This is a genomic window from Rhizobium sp. TRM96647 (assembly GCF_025780115.1).
Taxonomy (GTDB): Bacteria; Pseudomonadota; Alphaproteobacteria; order Rhizobiales; family Rhizobiaceae; genus Mycoplana.
This window is the reverse complement of the sequence record NZ_JAOXHF010000006.1, coordinates 19,835-37,662: the sequence shown is the minus strand read 5'-3', so window position 1 is coordinate 37,662 and position 17,828 is coordinate 19,835. Positions and strand designations below refer to the sequence as shown.

Here is a 17,828-nt window from a genome sequence, read left to right as displayed (position 1 = left end):
CCACGCGCAAAAATGGCGCATATGACATCCCGGCGCCGGTCGTGCGGCCTTTATACTGCGGCGCACCATGCTATAGAAAAGGCGTTGGAGTGGAGGAAAACATGATCCAGGAAAAGCCGCTTTGGGAACCGTCCCGCGAAGTGCTGGCCAGGAGCCCGATGGCGCTCTTCATGAACGCCTGTGGAAAAGAGGCCGGCCGGACGTTCGATGGCTACGATGCGTTCCATGCGTGGTCGGTGGAGGACCGCCCCGCATTCTGGTCGGCCGTCTGGGAGGATTGCCGGGTCATCGGCGATCGGGGCGAGCGCGTGCTGATCGATGGCGACAGCATGCTGGATGCCCGCTTCTTTCCGGCTGCGGCGCTGAATTTCGCGGAGAACCTGCTGCGCGGGCGCGGGGACGGCGACGCGCTGATCTTCCGCGGCGAGGACAAGGTCGCCTATCGCTGGGCCTGGTCGCACCTGCATGCGACGGTCTCGCGCCTGCAGCAGGCTTTTCAGGCGATGGGCATCGGTCAGGGCGACCGGATCGCCGCGATGATGCCGAACCTGCCGGAGACCGTCGCCTGCATGCTGGCCGCTGCCTCGATCGGTGCCATCTGGTCCTCCTGTTCCCCCGATTTCGGCGAGCAGGGCGTCCTCGACCGCTTTGGCCAGATCGAGCCGAAGCTGTTCATTGCCTGCGACGGCTACTGGTATAACGGCAAGCTGCAGGACGTCGGCGCCAAGGTGAAGGCGGTCGCCGACAGGCTCGGCGTGCCCGTGCTCGTCGTCCCCTATGCCGGCGATGCGCCTGCCGTCGCAGCGGCCGTGCGCGACGGCAGGACACTGGCCGACATGATCGCGCCCTATGAGGCGAAGCCCGTGACCTTCCTGCGGCTGCCGTTCAGCCACCCGCTCTATATCCTGTTCTCGTCGGGAACGACGGGCGTGCCCAAATGCATCGTCCATTCAGCCGGCGGTACACTTCTGCAGCACCTCAAGGAGCACCGCTATCATTGCGGCCTGACGGAGGGCGAGCGGCTGTTCTATTTCACCACCTGCGGCTGGATGATGTGGAACTGGCTGGCCTCCGGGCTCGCGGTGGGCGCCACGCTCTGCCTCTACGACGGTTCCCCCTTCCATCCCGACGGCAACATCCTGTTCGACTATGCCGCCGAGGAAGGCTTCGCCGTGTTCGGCACGTCGGCGAAATACATCGACGCCGTGCGCAAGGGCGGGCTGACGCCGCGCACCAGCCACGACCTGTCGAAGCTCCGGCTCATGACTTCCACCGGATCGCCGCTGTCGCCGGAAGGCTTCAGCTTCGTCTACGAGGGCATCAAGCCGGACGTGCAACTGGCCTCGATCTCTGGCGGCACCGACATCGTCTCCTGCTTCGTCCTCGGCGTGCCACTGAAGCCGGTCTGGCGCGGCGAGATCCAGGGGCCGGGTCTCGGCCTTGCGATCGACGTGTGGAACGAAGAGGGCGGGCCGGTGCGTGAGGAAAAGGGCGAACTGGTCTGCACGAAGGCTTTTCCGTCGATGCCGGTGATGTTCTGGAACGACCCGGACGGGGCGAAGTACCGGGCCGCCTATTTCGACCGCTTCGACAACGTCTGGTGCCATGGCGACTTCGCCGAGTGGACGAGCCACGGCGGCATCGTCATTCACGGCCGCTCGGACGCCACCCTCAATCCGGGCGGCGTGCGCATCGGTACGGCGGAGATCTACAATCAGGTCGAGCAGATGGAAGAGGTGGCCGAGGCGCTCTGCATCGGGCAGGACTGGGACGACGACGTCCGCGTGGTCCTGTTCGTTCGCCTGGCGCCCGGCCTCGTGCTCGACGAGGCTCTGGAGAAAGCCATCCGCACGCGCATCCGCACCGGCGCCTCTCCGCGCCACGTGCCGGCGAAGATCATAGCCGTCGCCGATATCCCGCGCACCAAGTCCGGCAAGATCGTCGAGCTTGCCGTGCGCGAGGTCGTCCACGGGCGCCCGGTGAAGAACAAGGAGGCGCTCGCCAATCCCGAGGCACTGACGCTTTACGCCGATCTGCCGCAACTGAAGGACTGATCAAGCAGGGCCTAAATAAGCCACTGGCTGCGTTAACGAATTTGGGCCGGCCGAATTAACCAAACTCAAGGAGATGTGAACGGTTGCGGCCGTTCGGGCATCGTCGGGTAAGGATTTGTTAAGGTGGAAACGGCCATGGTCGGTTCGACTTGAGCGCGTCCAATGCGAGGACGGTTCGGCGGCCCGGCCGCCTCCATGGCATGACGTCTTACTCTGACGCTTTAGTTGGACAGCATCGAACTTTCTTGAGGGCGGCCGAAAGGTCGCCCCTTTTTTATCGCCCGCCGTTGGTCGCGTTCAGGGAGCGAGACACGAGGAACACCGGGACGAGCCCTGCCGCCACGATGATGATCGCGGCAACCGAGGCATCCTCCACCTTGGCCCGCGAGGCATCCTCGTAGACGAGCGTCGCCAGCGTGTTGAAGTTGAAGGGCCGCAGCATGATCGTCGCCGAAAGCTCCTTCATCGCCTCGATGAAGACCATCAGCGCCGCCGTCAGCGTGGCCGGGCGCATCATTGGCAGGAGCACGCTGCGCAGCGTCTGCGCGCTCGTCCGCCCGAGGGTCCGGGCGGCCATGTCGAGATGCGGCGAAAGCTTGTGGAAGCCGGCGTCGATCGTGCCTTCGGCCATGGTCAGGAAGCGCACGGTACACGCATAGACGATTGCAACGCCGCTGCCGGTCAGAAGCAGCCCCGTGGAGAAGCCGAACCACTCGCGCGTGAAGGATGCGACCGTGTTGTCGAGCCGGGCGAGCGGGATCAGCACGCCTATCGCAAGCACGGTGCCGGGCACGCCGTAGCCGAACGAGGCGAGCCGCCCGGCAAGTGCTGCCACCGGCGAACGGGTCGTGCGCGCCGCATAGGCGAGCAGGAAGGCGAGAAGCACCGCGACGCAGGCGGTGGAGAACGAGATCAGGACGCTGTTCCAGAGCGCCGAGAGCAGGCGCAGCGAGGCGAACTGGTCGAGGCGGCGCAGCGCATAGGAACCCAGCACCAGAACGGGTATGGCAAAGCCGAGCGCCGGCGGAAGCAGGCAGGCGACAACCGCGGCCCAGCGCTTCCAGCCCTTCAGTTGCAGCCGCACCGAATCGGCCACGGCCGCCGTCGTCTTGTTGCTGGTGAAGCGTTGCCGGCGGCGTGCGGCGCGCTCGATCGTGAGCAGCACGGCGACGAAGACGAGCATGACGCAGGCGATCTGTGCCGCACCTGCAAGGCTGCCCCGGTTCAGCCAGGTGTCGAAGATCGAAAAGGTCAGCGTCTGCACGCCGAGGTACTCGACCGCGCCGATGTCGTTCAGCGTTTCCATGGCCACGAGCGTCAGCCCGACCATGATCGCCGGGCGCGCCATCGGGATCTGCACCCTGGCGAAGACGGTCAGCGGCCCGGCGCCGAGCGTGCGCGCCACGTCGGCCGCCGCCCGTCCCTGCATCAGGAACATCGCCCGTGCCGCCAGGTAGACGTAGGGATAGAGGACGCTGCCCATGACCAGGATGGCGCCTCCGGTGGTGCGCACCTCGGGGAACCAGTAGTCCCGGCGCGTGGCGAAGCCGAAGGCCGCGCGCAGGGTCGTCTGCACCGGGCCGGTATAGTCCAGGAACTGCCCGAAGGCATAGGCGGAGAGATAGGACGGGATTGCCAGCGGCAGCACCAGCAGCACGGTCAGCAGCCGGCGCAACGGAAAGTCGCAGCTCGCCGTCAGCCAGGCGGTGATCACGCCCGTCACCGCGGTCATAGCCGCCACGCCGAAAAGCAGCCCGAAGGTCCGCGCCGTGGCGCGGGGCAGGACGTTGTCGATCAGGTGCGGCCAGTCGCCGGCCGATCCGCTGGCCGCGATGGTGACGATGGCGATCAGCGGCATCAGCACGATCAGCGCGGTGAAGAGGGCGGTGCCGATGAGCGTGCGGTGTCCGTTCACGCCCGGCCCGCGCGCAGCCTTCGTCTGGGCCTGGCTGGAAAGTGCCTGCAATGCCGTCGTCCTCTCGTCCGCCCGGTCCCGCGAAAGAGCCGTCGTCTTAAGATGCTGCAGCGATCTGGCAGCAGGAGGCTGTCACCATATCCATGCGATGCGATCGGCCCGCGCCGTTTTGCACTAGCGCAATCGCCTCACACTGCCAAGACGCGCGGGGAGGGAAAGGTGACTTCCACCAGCGTGCCCTCGTTGGGGCTGGAACTGATGGCGAAGTGCGCCCGGTTGGCATCGACCATCGCCTTGGTCAGCGGCAGCCCGAGTCCGGTGCCGTCGCCGCGCTTGCGCGCGCCCGTCGTCACCTGCCGGAATGGCTTCATCGCCTGCTCCAGTTCACTACGCGTCATGCCGACGCCGGTGTCGCGGATGCGCAGCACGACACTGCCGTTGTTCTCGTAGGAGGTCGACACGACGATCTGGCCGCCGGACGGCGTGAAGCGGATCGCGTTGGCGAGGATGTTGAGCGCGATCTGCTTGACCGAGCGCAGGTCCGCCACCACCGGCGGCACGGAGGTCGACAGCGACGTGCGGATGATGACCCGCTGGCCGTTCGCCTGCGGCTGGACAAGCGACACGGCTTCCGACACGGTCTCGTTCAGCCCGACGGCGGTGAAGTCGAGCTCCATCTCGCCGGCCTCGATCTTGGAAATGTCGAGGAGGTCGTTGACGATATCGAGCACGTGCCGCCCCGAGCGGCCGATGTCATTGGCATATTCGACATAGCGCGGATGGCCGATCGGCCCGAAGCGCTCGCCGGCCATCATGTCAGAGAATCCGATGATCGCGTTGAGCGGCGTACGGATCTCGTGGCTGACGCGGGCGAGGAACTCGCTCTTGTGGGCGTTCGCCGTCTCCGCCGCGCGCTTGGCGTTGCGCAACTCTTCCTCCGTGCGCTTCCACTGCGTGATGTCGCGGATGACCGCGCAGTAGCCGCTGGAGGACGAAAGGCGTCCCATCGTCATGAACAGCGGAATGAACCCGCCCGACGCCTCCCGGCCGATCACCTCGCGGCCGTCGTTCAGGACGCTCGCCACCCCGTGGCCCGCAAGGCCGGCGAGATAGTCGATGACAGCCTTCTGGCTCTCGTGGGCGAAGAGGACGGCAAAGGGCTTTCCGCGGATCTCGTCCTCGTCATAGTTGAAAAGTGCACTCGCCGAGCGGTTGATCGAGCGGATCTCGCCTTCCTGGTCGACGACCACGACGCCATCCGTGGCGGTCTCCAGGATCGAGCGCAACTCGTTCGCCTCGTCGCGCAGCGCCTCGAGCGTCTCGTCCTCGTCCTCCGGCGCCGTATCGCCGGCCCTTGCTTCCGGGCCGGTCTGGACGGCGGCTGCGTCGACCGGCGAGGGGGCGGGCGCGGGCACCGGCGGGCCGACCGGCGAAAGCGCCAGCATCAGCGCGGTGCCGCTCTCCCAGCGGATCGACTGGAGCCGCGCATTGACGGCGAGCGGGTCGGTCTTCTCCGCATGCCGCAGCAGCATCGTCCCCTCGGGGGCCTCGTCTTCCGCCGCGGGCCGGTCGAACAGGACGGCGAGACCGCCGGCACCTTCCAGCGCGTCCAGCGAGGCAAAGCCGGTCAGCTGCAGGAATTCCGGGTTGGCATGGATCAGAATATCGCCGGCGTGGATCAGGAGCGCGACGGGCAGGGCATCGACGACCGACGCGGTGAGCCCGTAGTCCATGGCCGTCCGCGGTCCGGTGATCGAAGCGCTCTTGGCGGGAACGTCGTCCGCATGCTCGCCGACCTCGAGGCCTGGAATCTCGTCCCGGTCTTCCGACAGCGCGTCGACCGGGGCCGATGCCGCGGTCTGCCGGTCGTCGACGTCGTTCCGCGCCTCGGGCGAAGGCGCGGCGTCGCCAGTGTCCCCTTCGACCGGGGCGGCAGGAATCTCGCCGGACCGACGCTTGCCGAACGTTTCGCCGAGCTGGCGCGCGATCTCGCGGAAGGCGGCCTGCTCGCCGGTCGTCAGCGCGCCGGTGCGGCCGCGGCGGTTGTCCAGTTGCACGACCTTCTCGGATTGGCGCCGCGCGGGGGTGTCGACCAGGCGCAATGCCGGCCGCTCGCCGCGGAAGTCGTCGTCCGGATGAATGTCGGCGCCGGTTCCGGTTTCGTCGCGCAGGGGATCGTCCCCCGCGGCGCTGTCCGGTGCATCGTCCTCCGGAAGATCGTCGGCCTCAGCCTCGTTGTCGATCTCGGCGGCTGCCGTCGCATCGTCGTCGGCCGGCCGTTCTTCCTCGGCTTCCTCCGCCAGGAGTTCGTCGAGGACGGAGGGGGCAGGGGTCGTCACGTCACCTGAGGTGTCGTCGCGCTTCGAAAGCGGAACCTCGGCGTCGTGGTGCCCCGCGGCGATCCCCGCTTCCGCATCCACCGTGCCTGCGATCGCAAGCCCGAGCGCGTTCTCGTCGTCGACAGCGTCGGCGGTCCGGACGATGCCGAAGCCGCGAAATCCGTCGAATTCGCGGCTCCGCGAATAGGTGGGCAGGGCGGCGAGATCGACCGGAACGCGCAGGCGCGTGCCCTCGACGGGCCAATGAATCGTCTTGCCGGACCAGGTGTCGCGCCGGCGCAGGAGCTCGGCGATCGTGCCGTCCCTGTCGAAGTCGAAGCGCTGCGCGACCTCGGCGAACGGCAGGCCGATGACGTCGGCAGCATGCGGTCCGACCACCTCGGAGAATTCGCTGGAAAGCTCGCTGAAGTGCCCCTCCGCATCGATCTTCCAGACGAAGCGGACCGGGCGCGACGCCCGCTCGAAGGAAATGGCCGGATCGGCCGCCGCAACAGGCGCCGCAGCTTTGGCCGACACGTTCGCATCCGCCGGGGCGATGTCGTCCTCCGCCGGGGCGGCCGCCTCGACCGGCAGGGCGGCGGAAAGATCGCCAGCCCCTTCGTCTTCCGGCGCGGCCGAAGCTGTCACGTCGTCGTCCGCTCGTTCCGCTGCGGCATGCTCTTCCGCCTCGCCGCCGGCTGCGTTGCCGGGCGCGCCCAGCTCGTCCTGCGCGCTCGTCGAAACTGTGGCGGCGGCATCGGGGGAGATCGTCTCGTCCGCAAGCACGGGCGGCTCGACCCCGGCTGCGGCAGGTGCGTCGTGTTCGGGATCCATGTGGCCGAGGATGGTCTCGACGGCAAAGAGCAGGTTGAGGGCGGGATCGGCCGAAATCCGGCCGAGTGCTGCCGGCAGCAGGCCCTTGCCGGTCGGGATCGGGCGTTTCACCAGCCCGTCGCTCTCCCGCCGCGCTGCCGCAACCATCCGCAGCCGCGCGTCATCGCTGATGCCGAGGGCGGCAAAGCCGGGCGATGCCGCAAGGATGCCGCCCTCGCCGTCGAGCACGGCCATGTGCGTGTCGGGATCGTCGAAGCCGGTGAGCAGCGAAGCCGCGCGCAAGGACATCGGCTCGCTTTTGCCGGCAGCCGGCGTGCTGAACAGGACGGCATCCTGCCCCGGCGCCAGAGAGATGCGCTCCACATGGGCGCTCACCGGCAGGCCGCGATAGCCGGTGCCAATGCGCAGCAGCAGGTTGCGGCCAAGTCCGCTCTGCCCGAGCTGCCGCGCCGCGGTCTGGAGCTGGCGGAAAACCACGTCGCCTGCCGGCACCGGTGCATCGAGGAAATCGTAGATCGAGCCGTGGCCGAACAGCGCCGCCCCGCGGCCGTTGCTCCACAGCACCTGCCGCATGTCGATCGAAAACAGCACCACGGCCTCGCCGCGGGCAAACGGCAGGCGCACGCGCTCGTGGACGGCGACATCGATAAAGGGGTACTGATGAGCGGACATCGGCAGCCTGACATGGGTTGACGGCGGCCACCGCCGCACGCTTAACGCTTTATTAATAGCGGCGCACCCGCGCAGGGTCCAGCTTTGCGCCCGGAGCGCTCCCCGTCTTTCCGGCGGCAGGGTTAACATTGTGCGACGCACAATTATGTTGCAACGCACAATAAGATCGTATATAAGCAGTTCATCAGTATCGAACGGCGCTCACGACGAGGGCCGAACCAAGGACGATCGAAATGGCAACCAAGAAGACTGACGACGTATTTTCCCTTGCCGCATTCGACCCGGCAAAGGTCTCCGAGAGCTTCCGCGACTTCGCCGAAAAGGGCGCAGCCCAGACGAAGGAAGCCTATGCCAAGCTGAAGACCGCCACCGAGGACGCGACCAAGGTGGTCGAGTCCACCTTCGAAAGTGCCCAGGCCGGTACGGTCGAGCTCGGCCTGACGGCGATCGACGCGCTTCGCACCAATGCCGAAAACTCGCTGTCGCACATGGAAGCGCTGCTCGGCGTGAAGTCCGTGTCCGAACTGTTCGAACTGCAGACCGCCTTCCTGCGCAAGCAGGCCGAAGTCGTGGTCGAGCAGGCCAAGACCATGCAGGAAGCCACCCGCAAGGTCGCCGAGAAGGTTGCCGAACCCGGCAAGTCTGCCGCCGAAAAGGCGCTGAAGACCTTCAAGGCCGCCTGATGGCGCGGACCTGGCCCGGCCGGACACACCGCCGGCAGGGCAGGGGAAATACCGGAAAGGGCTGGACGCATCGTCCGGCCCTTTTTAGTATGCAAAGGGTCAACAAGGGGCTTGCAATATCGGCATCGTCCTCGTATGTGAGCCCCCAAGCGCGGTCAGCGCTCGTGTGCGGTTGTAGCTCAGTTGGTTAGAGCGCAGGTTTGTGGCACCTGAGGTCGTAGGTTCGATTCCCACCAACCGTACCATTTTTCTTCTGAAATCCGTTTCTTCGTCCCGTGCGTGACTCCGCGCGAGGATCGCATGTTCCCGTGCTGCTGCAGCGGGGGACTGCCTTTCCGGTCGGTTTACCATGCCGGTCCACCGGGCGTTAAGGGGCCGGCGGCATATTAGACGGGCTGCATGAGGCAGCGTCAACGACAACAAGGCAATGATATGCTTGATCTCTCCGTGCTGACCCCGCTCGTCATCGTATCCGTCGCAGTCTACCTGTTCTTCCGCTGGGTGGTCTTCGACATGAACGGGCGATCCTGATCCCGGCAGGCCGCTCCCCGCAGGATCGCAAAACGCTTCCCCGTTACCAGCTAGACGAAGATCGACTGCTCGCTCTCGACCAATTCCTGCACGAACGCCGTGACGGTGCGCACCCGCGCGAGGTCCCGGGCGCTTTCGTGGAAGGTCGTCCAGTAGGCGCGGCGGATCGTCGTTTCGGGCAGGATGCGGACCAGATCGTCATCCTGCCGGGCGATATAGTTGTGCAGGATGCCGATGCCGGCGCCCGATCGCACCGCCTCCGTCTGGCCGGTCGCGCTCGAGATCTCGAAGGCGGCGTTCCAGTTGCGCATCACTTCGCCGGTAAAGTCCAGCGAGGCGGTGAACAGCAGGTCCTCCACATAGCCGATCCGGCGATGGTCCTTGAGCGCCTCGATATCCTTCGGCGCGCCACGCTCGGTGAGATAGCCGCGGCTCGCATAGAGGCCGAGCGTATAGTCCGTCAGCTTGGAGGAGACGAGGCGGCCCTGTTCCGGGCGCTCGAGCGTGATCGCGATGTCCGCCTCGCGCTGCGACAGCGAGAAGGAGCGGGGCACGGGCACGAGCTGGATCTTCAGTTCGGGATGGCGTGCCGTCAGCCGGCCGAGCCGGGGTGCCAAAAACGAGACGCCGAAGCCGTCCGGGGCGCCGATGCGCACGGTGCCGGCAACGGCGGCGTCGATCCGGCCGATCTTCTCCTGCGCCGACAGCATCTCGGTCTCCATGCGCTCGGCCGCATGTAGGAACACCTCTCCTTCCGCCGTCAGGTCGCAGCCGTTCGTTCGCCGGACCAGGAGCCGCGTCTTCATCTCCTTCTCCAGGGCGGTGACGCGGCGGCTAAGGGTGGCATGGTTGACGCCGAGACGACGGGAAGCGGCGAGCAATTGCCCGGTGCGGGCCACCGCCAGGAACATGCGCACGTCGTCCCAGTTCATCGCTTCGCCTTCTCCGGTCTCGCGGGCTATAATTCTTGCACAACGGTTGCTTACAGCAGGCGATTGAATTGAGCAATTTGTAGTGCGATCATCACCCCATAAACAGTGGAGGATATCCCATGCGCGAGATCGGACATTTCATCGGCGGCAAGCACGTTGCCGGCAGGAGCGGCCGTACGGCCGACGTCTTCAACCCGGCGACCGGAGAGGTCCAGGCCAAGGTCGCGCTTGCGAGCGACGCCGAGCTCGCCGCCGCCGTCGAGGTGGCCAAGGCCGCCCAGCCCGCCTGGGCTGCGACCAACCCGCAGCGCCGTGCCCGCGTCTTCATGAAATTCGTCCAGCTCCTGAACGACAACATGAACGAACTGGCCGAACTGCTGTCGAAGGAGCATGGCAAGACGGTCGAAGATTCCAAGGGCGACATCGTCCGCGGCCTCGAGGTCTGCGAGTTCGTCATCGGCATTCCGCACCTCGCCAAGAGCGAGTTCACCGAAGGCGCCGGCCCGAACATCGACATGTACTCGATCCGCCAGGCCGTCGGCGTCGGCGCCGGCATCACCCCGTTCAACTTCCCGGCCATGATCCCGATGTGGATGTTCGCGCCTGCGATCGCCTGCGGCAACGCCTTCATCCTGAAGCCGTCCGAGCGTGATCCGTCGGTGCCGCTGCGGCTTGCCGAACTGATGATCGAGGCCGGCCTGCCGGCGGGCATTCTCAACGTCGTCAACGGCGACAAGGCTGCCGTCGACGCGATCCTCACCCATCCCGACATCGCGGCCGTGTCCTTCGTCGGCTCGACGCCGATCGCCCGCTACGTCTACGGAACGGCGGCGATGAACGGCAAGCGCGCCCAGTGCTTCGGCGGCGCCAAGAACCACATGATCATCATGCCGGATGCCGACCTCGACCAGGCCGCAAACGCCCTGATGGGCGCGGGCTACGGTTCGGCCGGCGAGCGCTGCATGGCGATCTCGGTCGCAGTCCCGGTCGGCGAGGAAACCGCCAACCGCCTGATCGACAAGCTCGTGCCGATGGTCGAGAGCCTGCGCATCGGCCCCTACACCGACGAGAAGGCCGACCTGGGCCCGGTCGTCACCAAGGAGGCGCAGGCGCGTATCCGTGGCCTGATCGACCGCGGCGTCGAGGAGGGGGCCAAGCTCGTCGTCGACGGCCGCGACTTCAAGCTGCAGGGCTACGAGGACGGCTATTTCGTCGGCGGTTGCCTGTTCGACCACGTCACCCCGGAGATGGACATCTACAAGACCGAGATCTTCGGGCCGGTCCTGTCGGTCGTCCGTGCGAAGAACTACGAGGAAGCCCTGTCGCTGCCGATGAAGCACGAGTACGGCAACGGCGTCGCCATCTACACCCGCGACGGCGACGCGGCCCGCGACTTCGCCAGCCGGATCAACATCGGCATGGTCGGCGTCAACGTACCGATCCCTGTGCCGCTCGCCTATCATTCCTTCGGCGGCTGGAAGTCCTCCTCCTTCGGCGACCTGAACCAGCACGGCACGGATTCGATCAAGTTCTGGACCCGTACCAAGACGGTCACGAGCCGCTGGCCCTCGGGCATCAAGGACGGTGCCGAATTCGTCATGCCGACGATGAAGTGAGGCGGTGAAGCGGGGCGGGCGCGCTTGCGCCCGGCTCCGTGCTGCAGGGTGGAAATGAAAACGGCGGCCCAAGGGCCGCCGTTCCTGTTTCTGGACTGTGTCGCCAGGCTTACATTTCCGGCCCTTCGTTGTAGCCGACCTTGTCGACCAGTTCGGAGGCCTTCTTGCGATTGGCGGCGATCTCGGCGAGCGGCAGCGTATCAGCCTTGATGGTGCCGAACGACTTGACGATGTCGGACGGCTCCTTGCCCGGCATGACAGGATATTCGTAGACCTGCTCGGCATAGATCTCCTGTGCCTCGCCGGAAGCCAGGAAGTCGATCAGCTTCTGTGCGTTCTCCTTGTTCGGCGCATTCTTGGCCATTGCCACGCCGGAGACGTTCACATGCGTGCCGCGGTCGTTGACGTTGGGGAACATGACCTTGATCGCGTTGGCCCAGTCCTTCTGTTCCGGCTCCTTCTCGTTGGTCATCATCAGACCGACATAGTAGGAATTGCCGAGCGCGATATCGCATTCGCCGGCGAAGATCGCCTTGGCCTGGTCGCGGTCGCCGCCATCCGGCTTGCGGGCAAGGTTGTTCTTCAGCCCGGTCAGCCACGTCTCGGCCTCGGCTTCGCCGTGCGCGGCGATCATCGAGGCGATCAGGCCGATGTTGTAGGAATGCTGTCCGTCGCGGGTGCAGATCTTGCCCTTCCACTTCGGATCGGCCAGTTCCTCATAGGTGATGGCTTCCTGCGTCACCCGGTCCTTCGAGGCGTAGACCACGCGGCCGCGCGTCGTCAGGCCCACCCAGGCGCCGTCCGGATCGCGGTACTGGGCCGGAATGTCGCTGTCGACCACGGCGCTCTTGATCGGCTGGGTCACGCCGGCGTCCTTGGCCTCGGTCAGGCGGCTGATGTCGACGGTCAGGATGACGTCGGCCGGCGAGTTTTCGCCTTCGGCCTGAATCCGCTCGACCAGGCCCTTGTCGAGGAAGAGCACGTTCGTCGCAACGCCGGTCTCTTCCGTGAAGCGGTCGAGCAGCGGCTTGATCAGGTCCGGCTGCCGGTAGGAGTAGATATTGACTTCGCCGTCGGCCAACGCAGGCAGGGCCGTGCCTGTGGTGAGCGCAAGAGCCAGCGCGTATCGTCTCAAGTTGGTCACGGGTATCCTCCTGTTTTTTCTGGACTGGAGCAGTCACCTTTAATCCGGTACCTTGTCAAGTCAACATGCATGCCTCCCCGCTAACATGAATTTGATTTTCCGCTTTTTTGAATTGTTCCAAACTACGATCCATCCTATATGTAGATTCAACCGAACGGATTTGGAGCCGGTAATGCGCCTGACGAAGCAGACGAACTACGCTGTGCGGATGTTGATGTACTGTGCGGCGAACGAAGGCAAGCTGAGCCGGATCCCCGAAATCGCCAGGGCCTATGGCGTATCGGAGCTGTTCCTGTTCAAGATCCTGCAGCCGCTGACCCGCGCCGGGCTGATCGAGACGGTGCGCGGCCGCAACGGTGGTGTCCGCCTGCCGAAGGCGGCCAGCGAGATCACCCTTTTCGACGTCGTCCGGGTGACCGAGGATTCCTTTGCCATGGCCGAATGTTTCGAGGCCGGCGAGGTCGAGTGCCCGCTGGTCGACAGTTGCGGGCTGAATGCGGCGCTGCGCAAGGCGCTGAATGCCTTCTTCGACGTCCTGCAGCAGTACACGATCGACGATCTCGTCAAGGCCCGCCCCCAGATCGGCTTCCTATTGGGCCTCGAGGAAACGGCAACCCAGCGCCAGCCGGCCGCCTGAGCACGCGTTCCGCAACGAACGGATGAATGAAGGGCCCGCTCCGGATGCTCCGGGGCGGGCCTTTTTCGTTGGGCCGAGGGGCCGGCTACTGCGCCGCGCGCGTATCCTTGCGGACGAATTCCTGGATGATGAAGCCGATGGCGGTCGGGTCCAGTTCCGCCTTGTCGATCCGGAAATCGACGCCGTAGTCGTCGATGCTCTGGAAATAGGCGTCGGTGATGGACGACGAGATCACGCCGATCGGCCCGATGTAGCCGTTCTGCCGAAGCTCCGGCACAGTTTCGCGGAAATCGGCCTGCGGCTGGAGGCGGTTGTCCATCAAGATCAAGTCGAGCTGCAGATCGGCGCTGCGGATGAAGGCGAGCGCGGCCTCCACCGTTTCGACGTAGTGCAGCTGGATCGCCACGTTGGCGACCTTGCGCATCAGCGCCCGCATGATCACGTTCTCCGCGGGATCGTCGTCAACGAGCAGAATGTTTACTGGCGCAGTCATGTTGAACTCGGGTTGATCGGGTGCCGGATGCTGCCGCCAGGGCCGGACAGGCGGCGGCACGAAGTAACGGTTGATCGAACTGTCTGCGTTTTCTTCTTCCCGCTCCATGCTACTTTGGTTCAACGAAGGAAACGTCACAACCCCCGGCCTTGTATTTGCCGCTCCGGCGCAGCGTTACCCAACGGATATTAGGCTATCAGAGTATGATCTGCTCACGGATCGCCTTTGCGACCATCTGGGTACGGTTGACGACATCGAGCTTCTTCAGGATCGTTGCCGTGTGCGAGTTGACGGTGTGCTCCGAGACGGAGACGATCAGGGCGATCTCGCTGGCGGTCTTTCCATAGGAGATCCAGCGTAGGATTTCGGTCTCGCGCGGTGTCAGTCCCATGCCCCTCCTCACCGACAGGACGACGCGGTGGAAATAGTCGAACACGCAGTTCGTCTCGTAGCAGAGCTCGACATGCTGCTGGCGCGCGATGTCGCCGTCGCCGCCGAGAAAGACGACCGCGTAGCGCGCCCCGGATGTCGCCTGCAGCGGCACGACGATCGCGAGGTCGAAGCCGAGCTGGGCGAGAAGATGGTGCTCCGCATCGTCGCCCGTGGTGTGAAGGTCCCGGGCGCGCCAGACCGTCGGGATGACTGAACGCCGCAGGCTCCTGTAGATGTCTGATTCGCTGAAGCGGTGCCGCTTGTCATAGGCCTCGGCGAGGCCGGCGGGCAGATCGTGCAGGGCGAGCTTTCCGGAGAAATTGCTGGCCTCCATCTCTGCTGCAACCTGGAGTACGCAGAAGTGCTCAAAGCCGTAACGTAAGGCGATGCCATGGAACAATCGGAAGAAGTCCACGCGATTGAGAGCCTTGTCCAAATCGCCTGCGAAGTCATACCGTCGATGATGCTGCGAGAGTGCGGCCACGCGGTTCCCCGGATTTCTGCGGGCGAGTCTAGCGTCGCTGACGGTCGGGGCAAGACATTTCACGCCGTATTTACCGTCTGCCAACGCATTTTCGCCGATTTTCGGGATAACGGGCGGGCAAGGGGCTTGCAGGGTGCCGAACGGCGCTGCTCTGGATCGCGTGTCGCAGCGCCCCGCGGGCCAATTCCGCTAAATTTGGCGCCGAAAAACCTGTATGAGAGGGTTTTTCTCTACTGTTTTACATCTGGGTAAATTTATTAGCGGGCTTATTGCATTCCTGCGACAAATATCGTTCCATCCGCGCAAGGCCGGGGCCCCGCGGCTTCCGCGACCGAAAACACGTGAAATAAGAAGCAAAATCTGGGAAGCACGCTATGAAAAAGCTGACAACTCTCCTTGCTGCGACCGCGCTCGCCTCCGTGATGGGCACGGCAGCCTGGTCCAAAACGCTGGTCTATTGCTCGGAGGGCTCGCCGGAAGGCTTCGACCCCGGCATGTACACCGCCGGCACGACCTTCGATGCGTCCTCGCGCACGGTCTACAACCGCCTCGTCGAATTCAAGCACGGCAGCACGGAAATCGAGCCGGGCCTCGCCGAAAGCTGGACCGTTTCCGATGATGGCACGGAGTACACCTTCAAGCTGCGTCCGGGCGTCAAGTTCCAGACCACCGAATATTTCACGCCGACGCGCGAGTTCAACGCCGACGACGTGATCTTCTCCTTCGAGCGCCAGTACAAGGAAGACAACAAGTGGAACAAGTACGTCGCAGGCGCGTCCTGGGAGTACTTCGCCGGCATGGGCTTCCCGGAACTGATCAAGTCGATCGAGAAGGTTGACGACCTGACGGTCAAGTTCACCCTGACCCGTCCGGAAGCGCCGTTCATCGCCAACCTCGGCATGGACTTCGCCTCCGTCCTCTCCAAGGAATATGCCGACAAGCTGGAGGCCGACGGCAAGATGGAACTGATGAACCAGCAGCCGCTGGGCACCGGTCCCTACACCTTCGTCGCCTACCAGGCCGACGCCGCCATCCGCTACAAGGCAAACCCGGACTACTGGGGTGGCGCGCAGAAGATCGACGACCTCGTCTTCGCCATCACCACCGATGCCGCCGTTCGCGCCCAGAAGCTGAAGGCCGGCGAATGCCACATCATGCCCTATCCGAACGCTGCTGACGTGGCCGGCCTGAAGGAAGATCCGAACCTGACGGTCGTCGAGCAGGAAGGCCTGAACGTCTCCTACCTCGCCTACAACACGCTGGTTGCCCCCTTCGACAAGGTCGAAGTGCGCAAGGCGCTGAACATGGCCGTCAACAAGCAGGCCATCGTCGACGCCGTGTTCCAGGGTGCGGCAACGGTCGCCAAGAACCCGATCCCGCCGACGATGTGGTCCTATAACGACGCCGTCGAGGACGACAAGTACGATCCGGAAGCGGCCAAGAAGATGCTCGACGAAGCCGGCGTCTCCGGCCTCAAGATGAAGGTGTGGGCGATGCCGGTCGCTCGTCCCTACATGCTGAACGCCCGCCGCGCCGCCGAACTCATCCAGGCGGACCTGGCCAAGGTCGGCGTCGAGGTCGAGATCGTCTCCTACGAGTGGGCCGAATACCTCAAGCTGTCCTCTGACAAGAACCGCGACGGTGCCGTCATCCTCGGCTGGACCGGCGACAACGGCGACCCGGACAACTTCCTCGACACGCTGCTCGGCTGCGACGCCGTCGGTGGCAACAACCGCGCCCAGTGGTGCAACAAGGAATTCGACGACCTGATGACGAAGGCGAAGACCACCGCCGACGTCGCAGAGCGCACGAAGTACTACGAAGAAGCCCAGGTGATCTTCAAGAAGGAAGCCCCCTGGAACACCCTCGACCACTCGCTCGTCTCCATCCCGATGAGCAAGAAGGTCTCGGGCTTCGTCATGGATCCGCTCGGCATCCACCGCTTTGACGGTGTGGACATCGCCGAGTAAAATACCAACAAGACAAGCACGCCAATCAAGAGTGTGCATGACCGGCGGCCCGATAGCACTCGGGCCGCCGGTTTTTCCAACAGGGATATGGCTCCCATGCTACGCTTCATTCTCGGACGGCTCGCCGTCCTGATACCCACGTTCATCGGGGTATCGATCATCGCCTTCTCGTTCATCCGCCTTCTTCCCGGCGACCCGGTCATGCTGATGTCCGGCGAGCGGGTGATGTCGCCCGAACGCCACGCCGAACTGATGAACCAGCTCGGTCTCGACCGCCCGATGTACGTCCAGTACCTGGATTATCTCGGCGGGCTCGTCACCGGCGATTTCGGCAGTTCGATCGTCACCAAGCGGCCGGTGCTGGACGACTTCCTGCAGCTGTTCCCGGCGACGCTGGAACTCTCGCTCTGCGCCATCCTCGTCGCCGTGTGCCTCGGCATTCCGGCGGGCGTCTTGGCGGCGGTGAAGCGGGGCTCCTGGCTCGACCAGACGGTCATGGGTGCGGCCCTCGTCGGCTATTCCATGCCGATCTTCTGGTGGGGCCTGCTGTTGATCATCTTCTTCTCGGGCTATCTCGGCTGGACCCCGGTCTCGGGGCGCATCTCGCTGATGTACTTCTTCCCGCAGGTCACCGGCTTCATGCTGATCGACAGCCTCCTGTCGGGACAGGCCGGCGCCTTCAAGTCGGCGGTCACCTACCTGATCCTGCCGACGGTCGTGCTGGCGACGATCCCGCTCGCCGTCATCGCGCGGCAGACGCGGTCGGCCATGCTCGAGGTGTTGGGCGAAGACTATGTCCGCACCGCCCGGTCGAAGGGGCTGGCGCCGCTGCGCGTCGTCGGCGTGCATGCGCTGCGCAATGCCATGATCCCGGTCATCACCACGATCGGCCTGCAGGTCGGCGTGTTGCTCGCCGGTGCGATCCTGACCGAGACGATCTTCTCCTGGCCGGGCATCGGCAAGTGGATGGTGGATTCGGTGTTCAAGCGCGACTACGCGGTCGTCCAGGGTGGGCTGATGCTGATCGCCGGCGTCATCATGCTGGTCAATCTCATCGTCGATCTGCTCTACGGGTTCATCAACCCGCGGATCCGGCACTAGGAGGTGGCTCAA

Annotated in this window: 12 protein-coding genes and 1 tRNA gene; 7 read left to right on the top strand and 6 right to left on the bottom strand. The window is 64.9% G+C overall.

What is annotated here, in order from left to right:
- Window positions 1-101 precede the first annotated feature (101 nt).
- A complete protein-coding gene (locus OCK02_RS12780; RefSeq protein ID WP_263813399.1) occupies window positions 102-2,054 on the top strand; it encodes an acetoacetate--CoA ligase in 1,953 nt (650 codons plus the stop codon).
- A gap of 274 nt (window positions 2,055-2,328) precedes the next feature.
- Here OCK02_RS12780 and OCK02_RS12775 read toward each other — a convergent pair whose 3' ends face one another.
- Both OCK02_RS12775 and OCK02_RS12770 read right to left on the bottom strand, forming a co-directional pair.
- Window positions 2,329-3,912, bottom strand: coding sequence for an ABC transporter permease (locus tag OCK02_RS12775; RefSeq protein WP_263813617.1), 1,584 nt, complete (start codon window positions 3,910-3,912; stop codon window positions 2,329-2,331).
- Between the two features lie 245 nt (window positions 3,913-4,157).
- A complete protein-coding gene (locus OCK02_RS12770; RefSeq protein ID WP_263813398.1) occupies window positions 4,158-7,793 on the bottom strand; it encodes a PAS domain S-box protein in 3,636 nt (1,211 codons plus the stop codon).
- A gap of 233 nt (window positions 7,794-8,026) precedes the next feature.
- Between OCK02_RS12770 and OCK02_RS12765 the strand changes: the two genes are divergently transcribed.
- Together OCK02_RS12765 and OCK02_RS12760 are read left to right on the top strand one after the other, a co-directional pair.
- Window positions 8,027-8,476, top strand: a complete 450-nt coding sequence (locus tag OCK02_RS12765; protein ID WP_230807182.1) for a phasin — start codon at window positions 8,027-8,029, stop codon at window positions 8,474-8,476.
- Window positions 8,477-8,644: 168 nt separating this feature from the next.
- Window positions 8,645-8,721 (top strand) — tRNA-His (locus OCK02_RS12760).
- Between the two features lie 336 nt (window positions 8,722-9,057).
- On the opposite strand, the gene OCK02_RS12755 is transcribed toward OCK02_RS12760, so the two are convergent.
- Window positions 9,058-9,939, bottom strand: a complete 882-nt coding sequence (locus OCK02_RS12755) for a LysR family transcriptional regulator (RefSeq protein WP_263813397.1) — start codon at window positions 9,937-9,939, stop codon at window positions 9,058-9,060.
- Between the two features lie 119 nt (window positions 9,940-10,058).
- Between OCK02_RS12755 and OCK02_RS12750 the strand changes: the two genes are divergently transcribed.
- Window positions 10,059-11,555 (top strand): CoA-acylating methylmalonate-semialdehyde dehydrogenase, encoded by a 1,497-nt coding sequence (locus tag OCK02_RS12750; protein WP_230807180.1) that lies wholly within the window; start codon window positions 10,059-10,061, stop codon window positions 11,553-11,555.
- A gap of 109 nt (window positions 11,556-11,664) precedes the next feature.
- Here the strand turns inward: OCK02_RS12750 and OCK02_RS12745 are convergent, their stop codons facing one another.
- Entirely contained in the window at window positions 11,665-12,699 is a 1,035-nt protein-coding gene (locus OCK02_RS12745) for a Fe(3+) ABC transporter substrate-binding protein (protein WP_412178823.1), read from the bottom strand.
- 172 nt (window positions 12,700-12,871) lie between these two features.
- On the opposite strand from OCK02_RS12745, the gene rirA reads away from it, so the two are divergent.
- A complete protein-coding gene (gene rirA, locus OCK02_RS12740) occupies window positions 12,872-13,336 on the top strand; it encodes an iron-responsive transcriptional regulator RirA (RefSeq protein WP_263813396.1) in 465 nt (154 codons plus the stop codon).
- Between the two features lie 85 nt (window positions 13,337-13,421).
- Here the strand turns inward: rirA and OCK02_RS12735 are convergent, their stop codons facing one another.
- Window positions 13,422-13,829 carry a response regulator gene (locus OCK02_RS12735; protein ID WP_263813395.1) on the bottom strand — a complete coding sequence of 136 codons (408 nt, stop codon included), beginning with the start codon at window positions 13,827-13,829 and terminating at the stop codon, window positions 13,422-13,424.
- Window positions 13,830-14,025: 196 nt separating this feature from the next.
- Window positions 14,026-14,676: a helix-turn-helix transcriptional regulator gene (locus OCK02_RS12730; protein WP_263813615.1), complete on the bottom strand. Its 651-nt coding sequence runs from the start codon at window positions 14,674-14,676 to the stop codon at window positions 14,026-14,028.
- A 443-nt stretch (window positions 14,677-15,119) separates the two neighbouring features.
- Here OCK02_RS12730 and OCK02_RS12725 point away from each other — a divergent pair, with 443 nt between their 5' ends.
- Together OCK02_RS12725 and OCK02_RS12720 are read left to right on the top strand one after the other, a co-directional pair.
- Window positions 15,120-16,715: an ABC transporter substrate-binding protein gene (locus OCK02_RS12725; protein WP_263813394.1), complete on the top strand. Its 1,596-nt coding sequence runs from the start codon at window positions 15,120-15,122 to the stop codon at window positions 16,713-16,715.
- Window positions 16,716-16,811: 96 nt separating this feature from the next.
- Window positions 16,812-17,816: an ABC transporter permease subunit gene (locus OCK02_RS12720; protein WP_263813393.1), complete on the top strand. Its 1,005-nt coding sequence runs from the start codon at window positions 16,812-16,814 to the stop codon at window positions 17,814-17,816.
- Window positions 17,817-17,828: the final 12 nt, after the last annotated feature.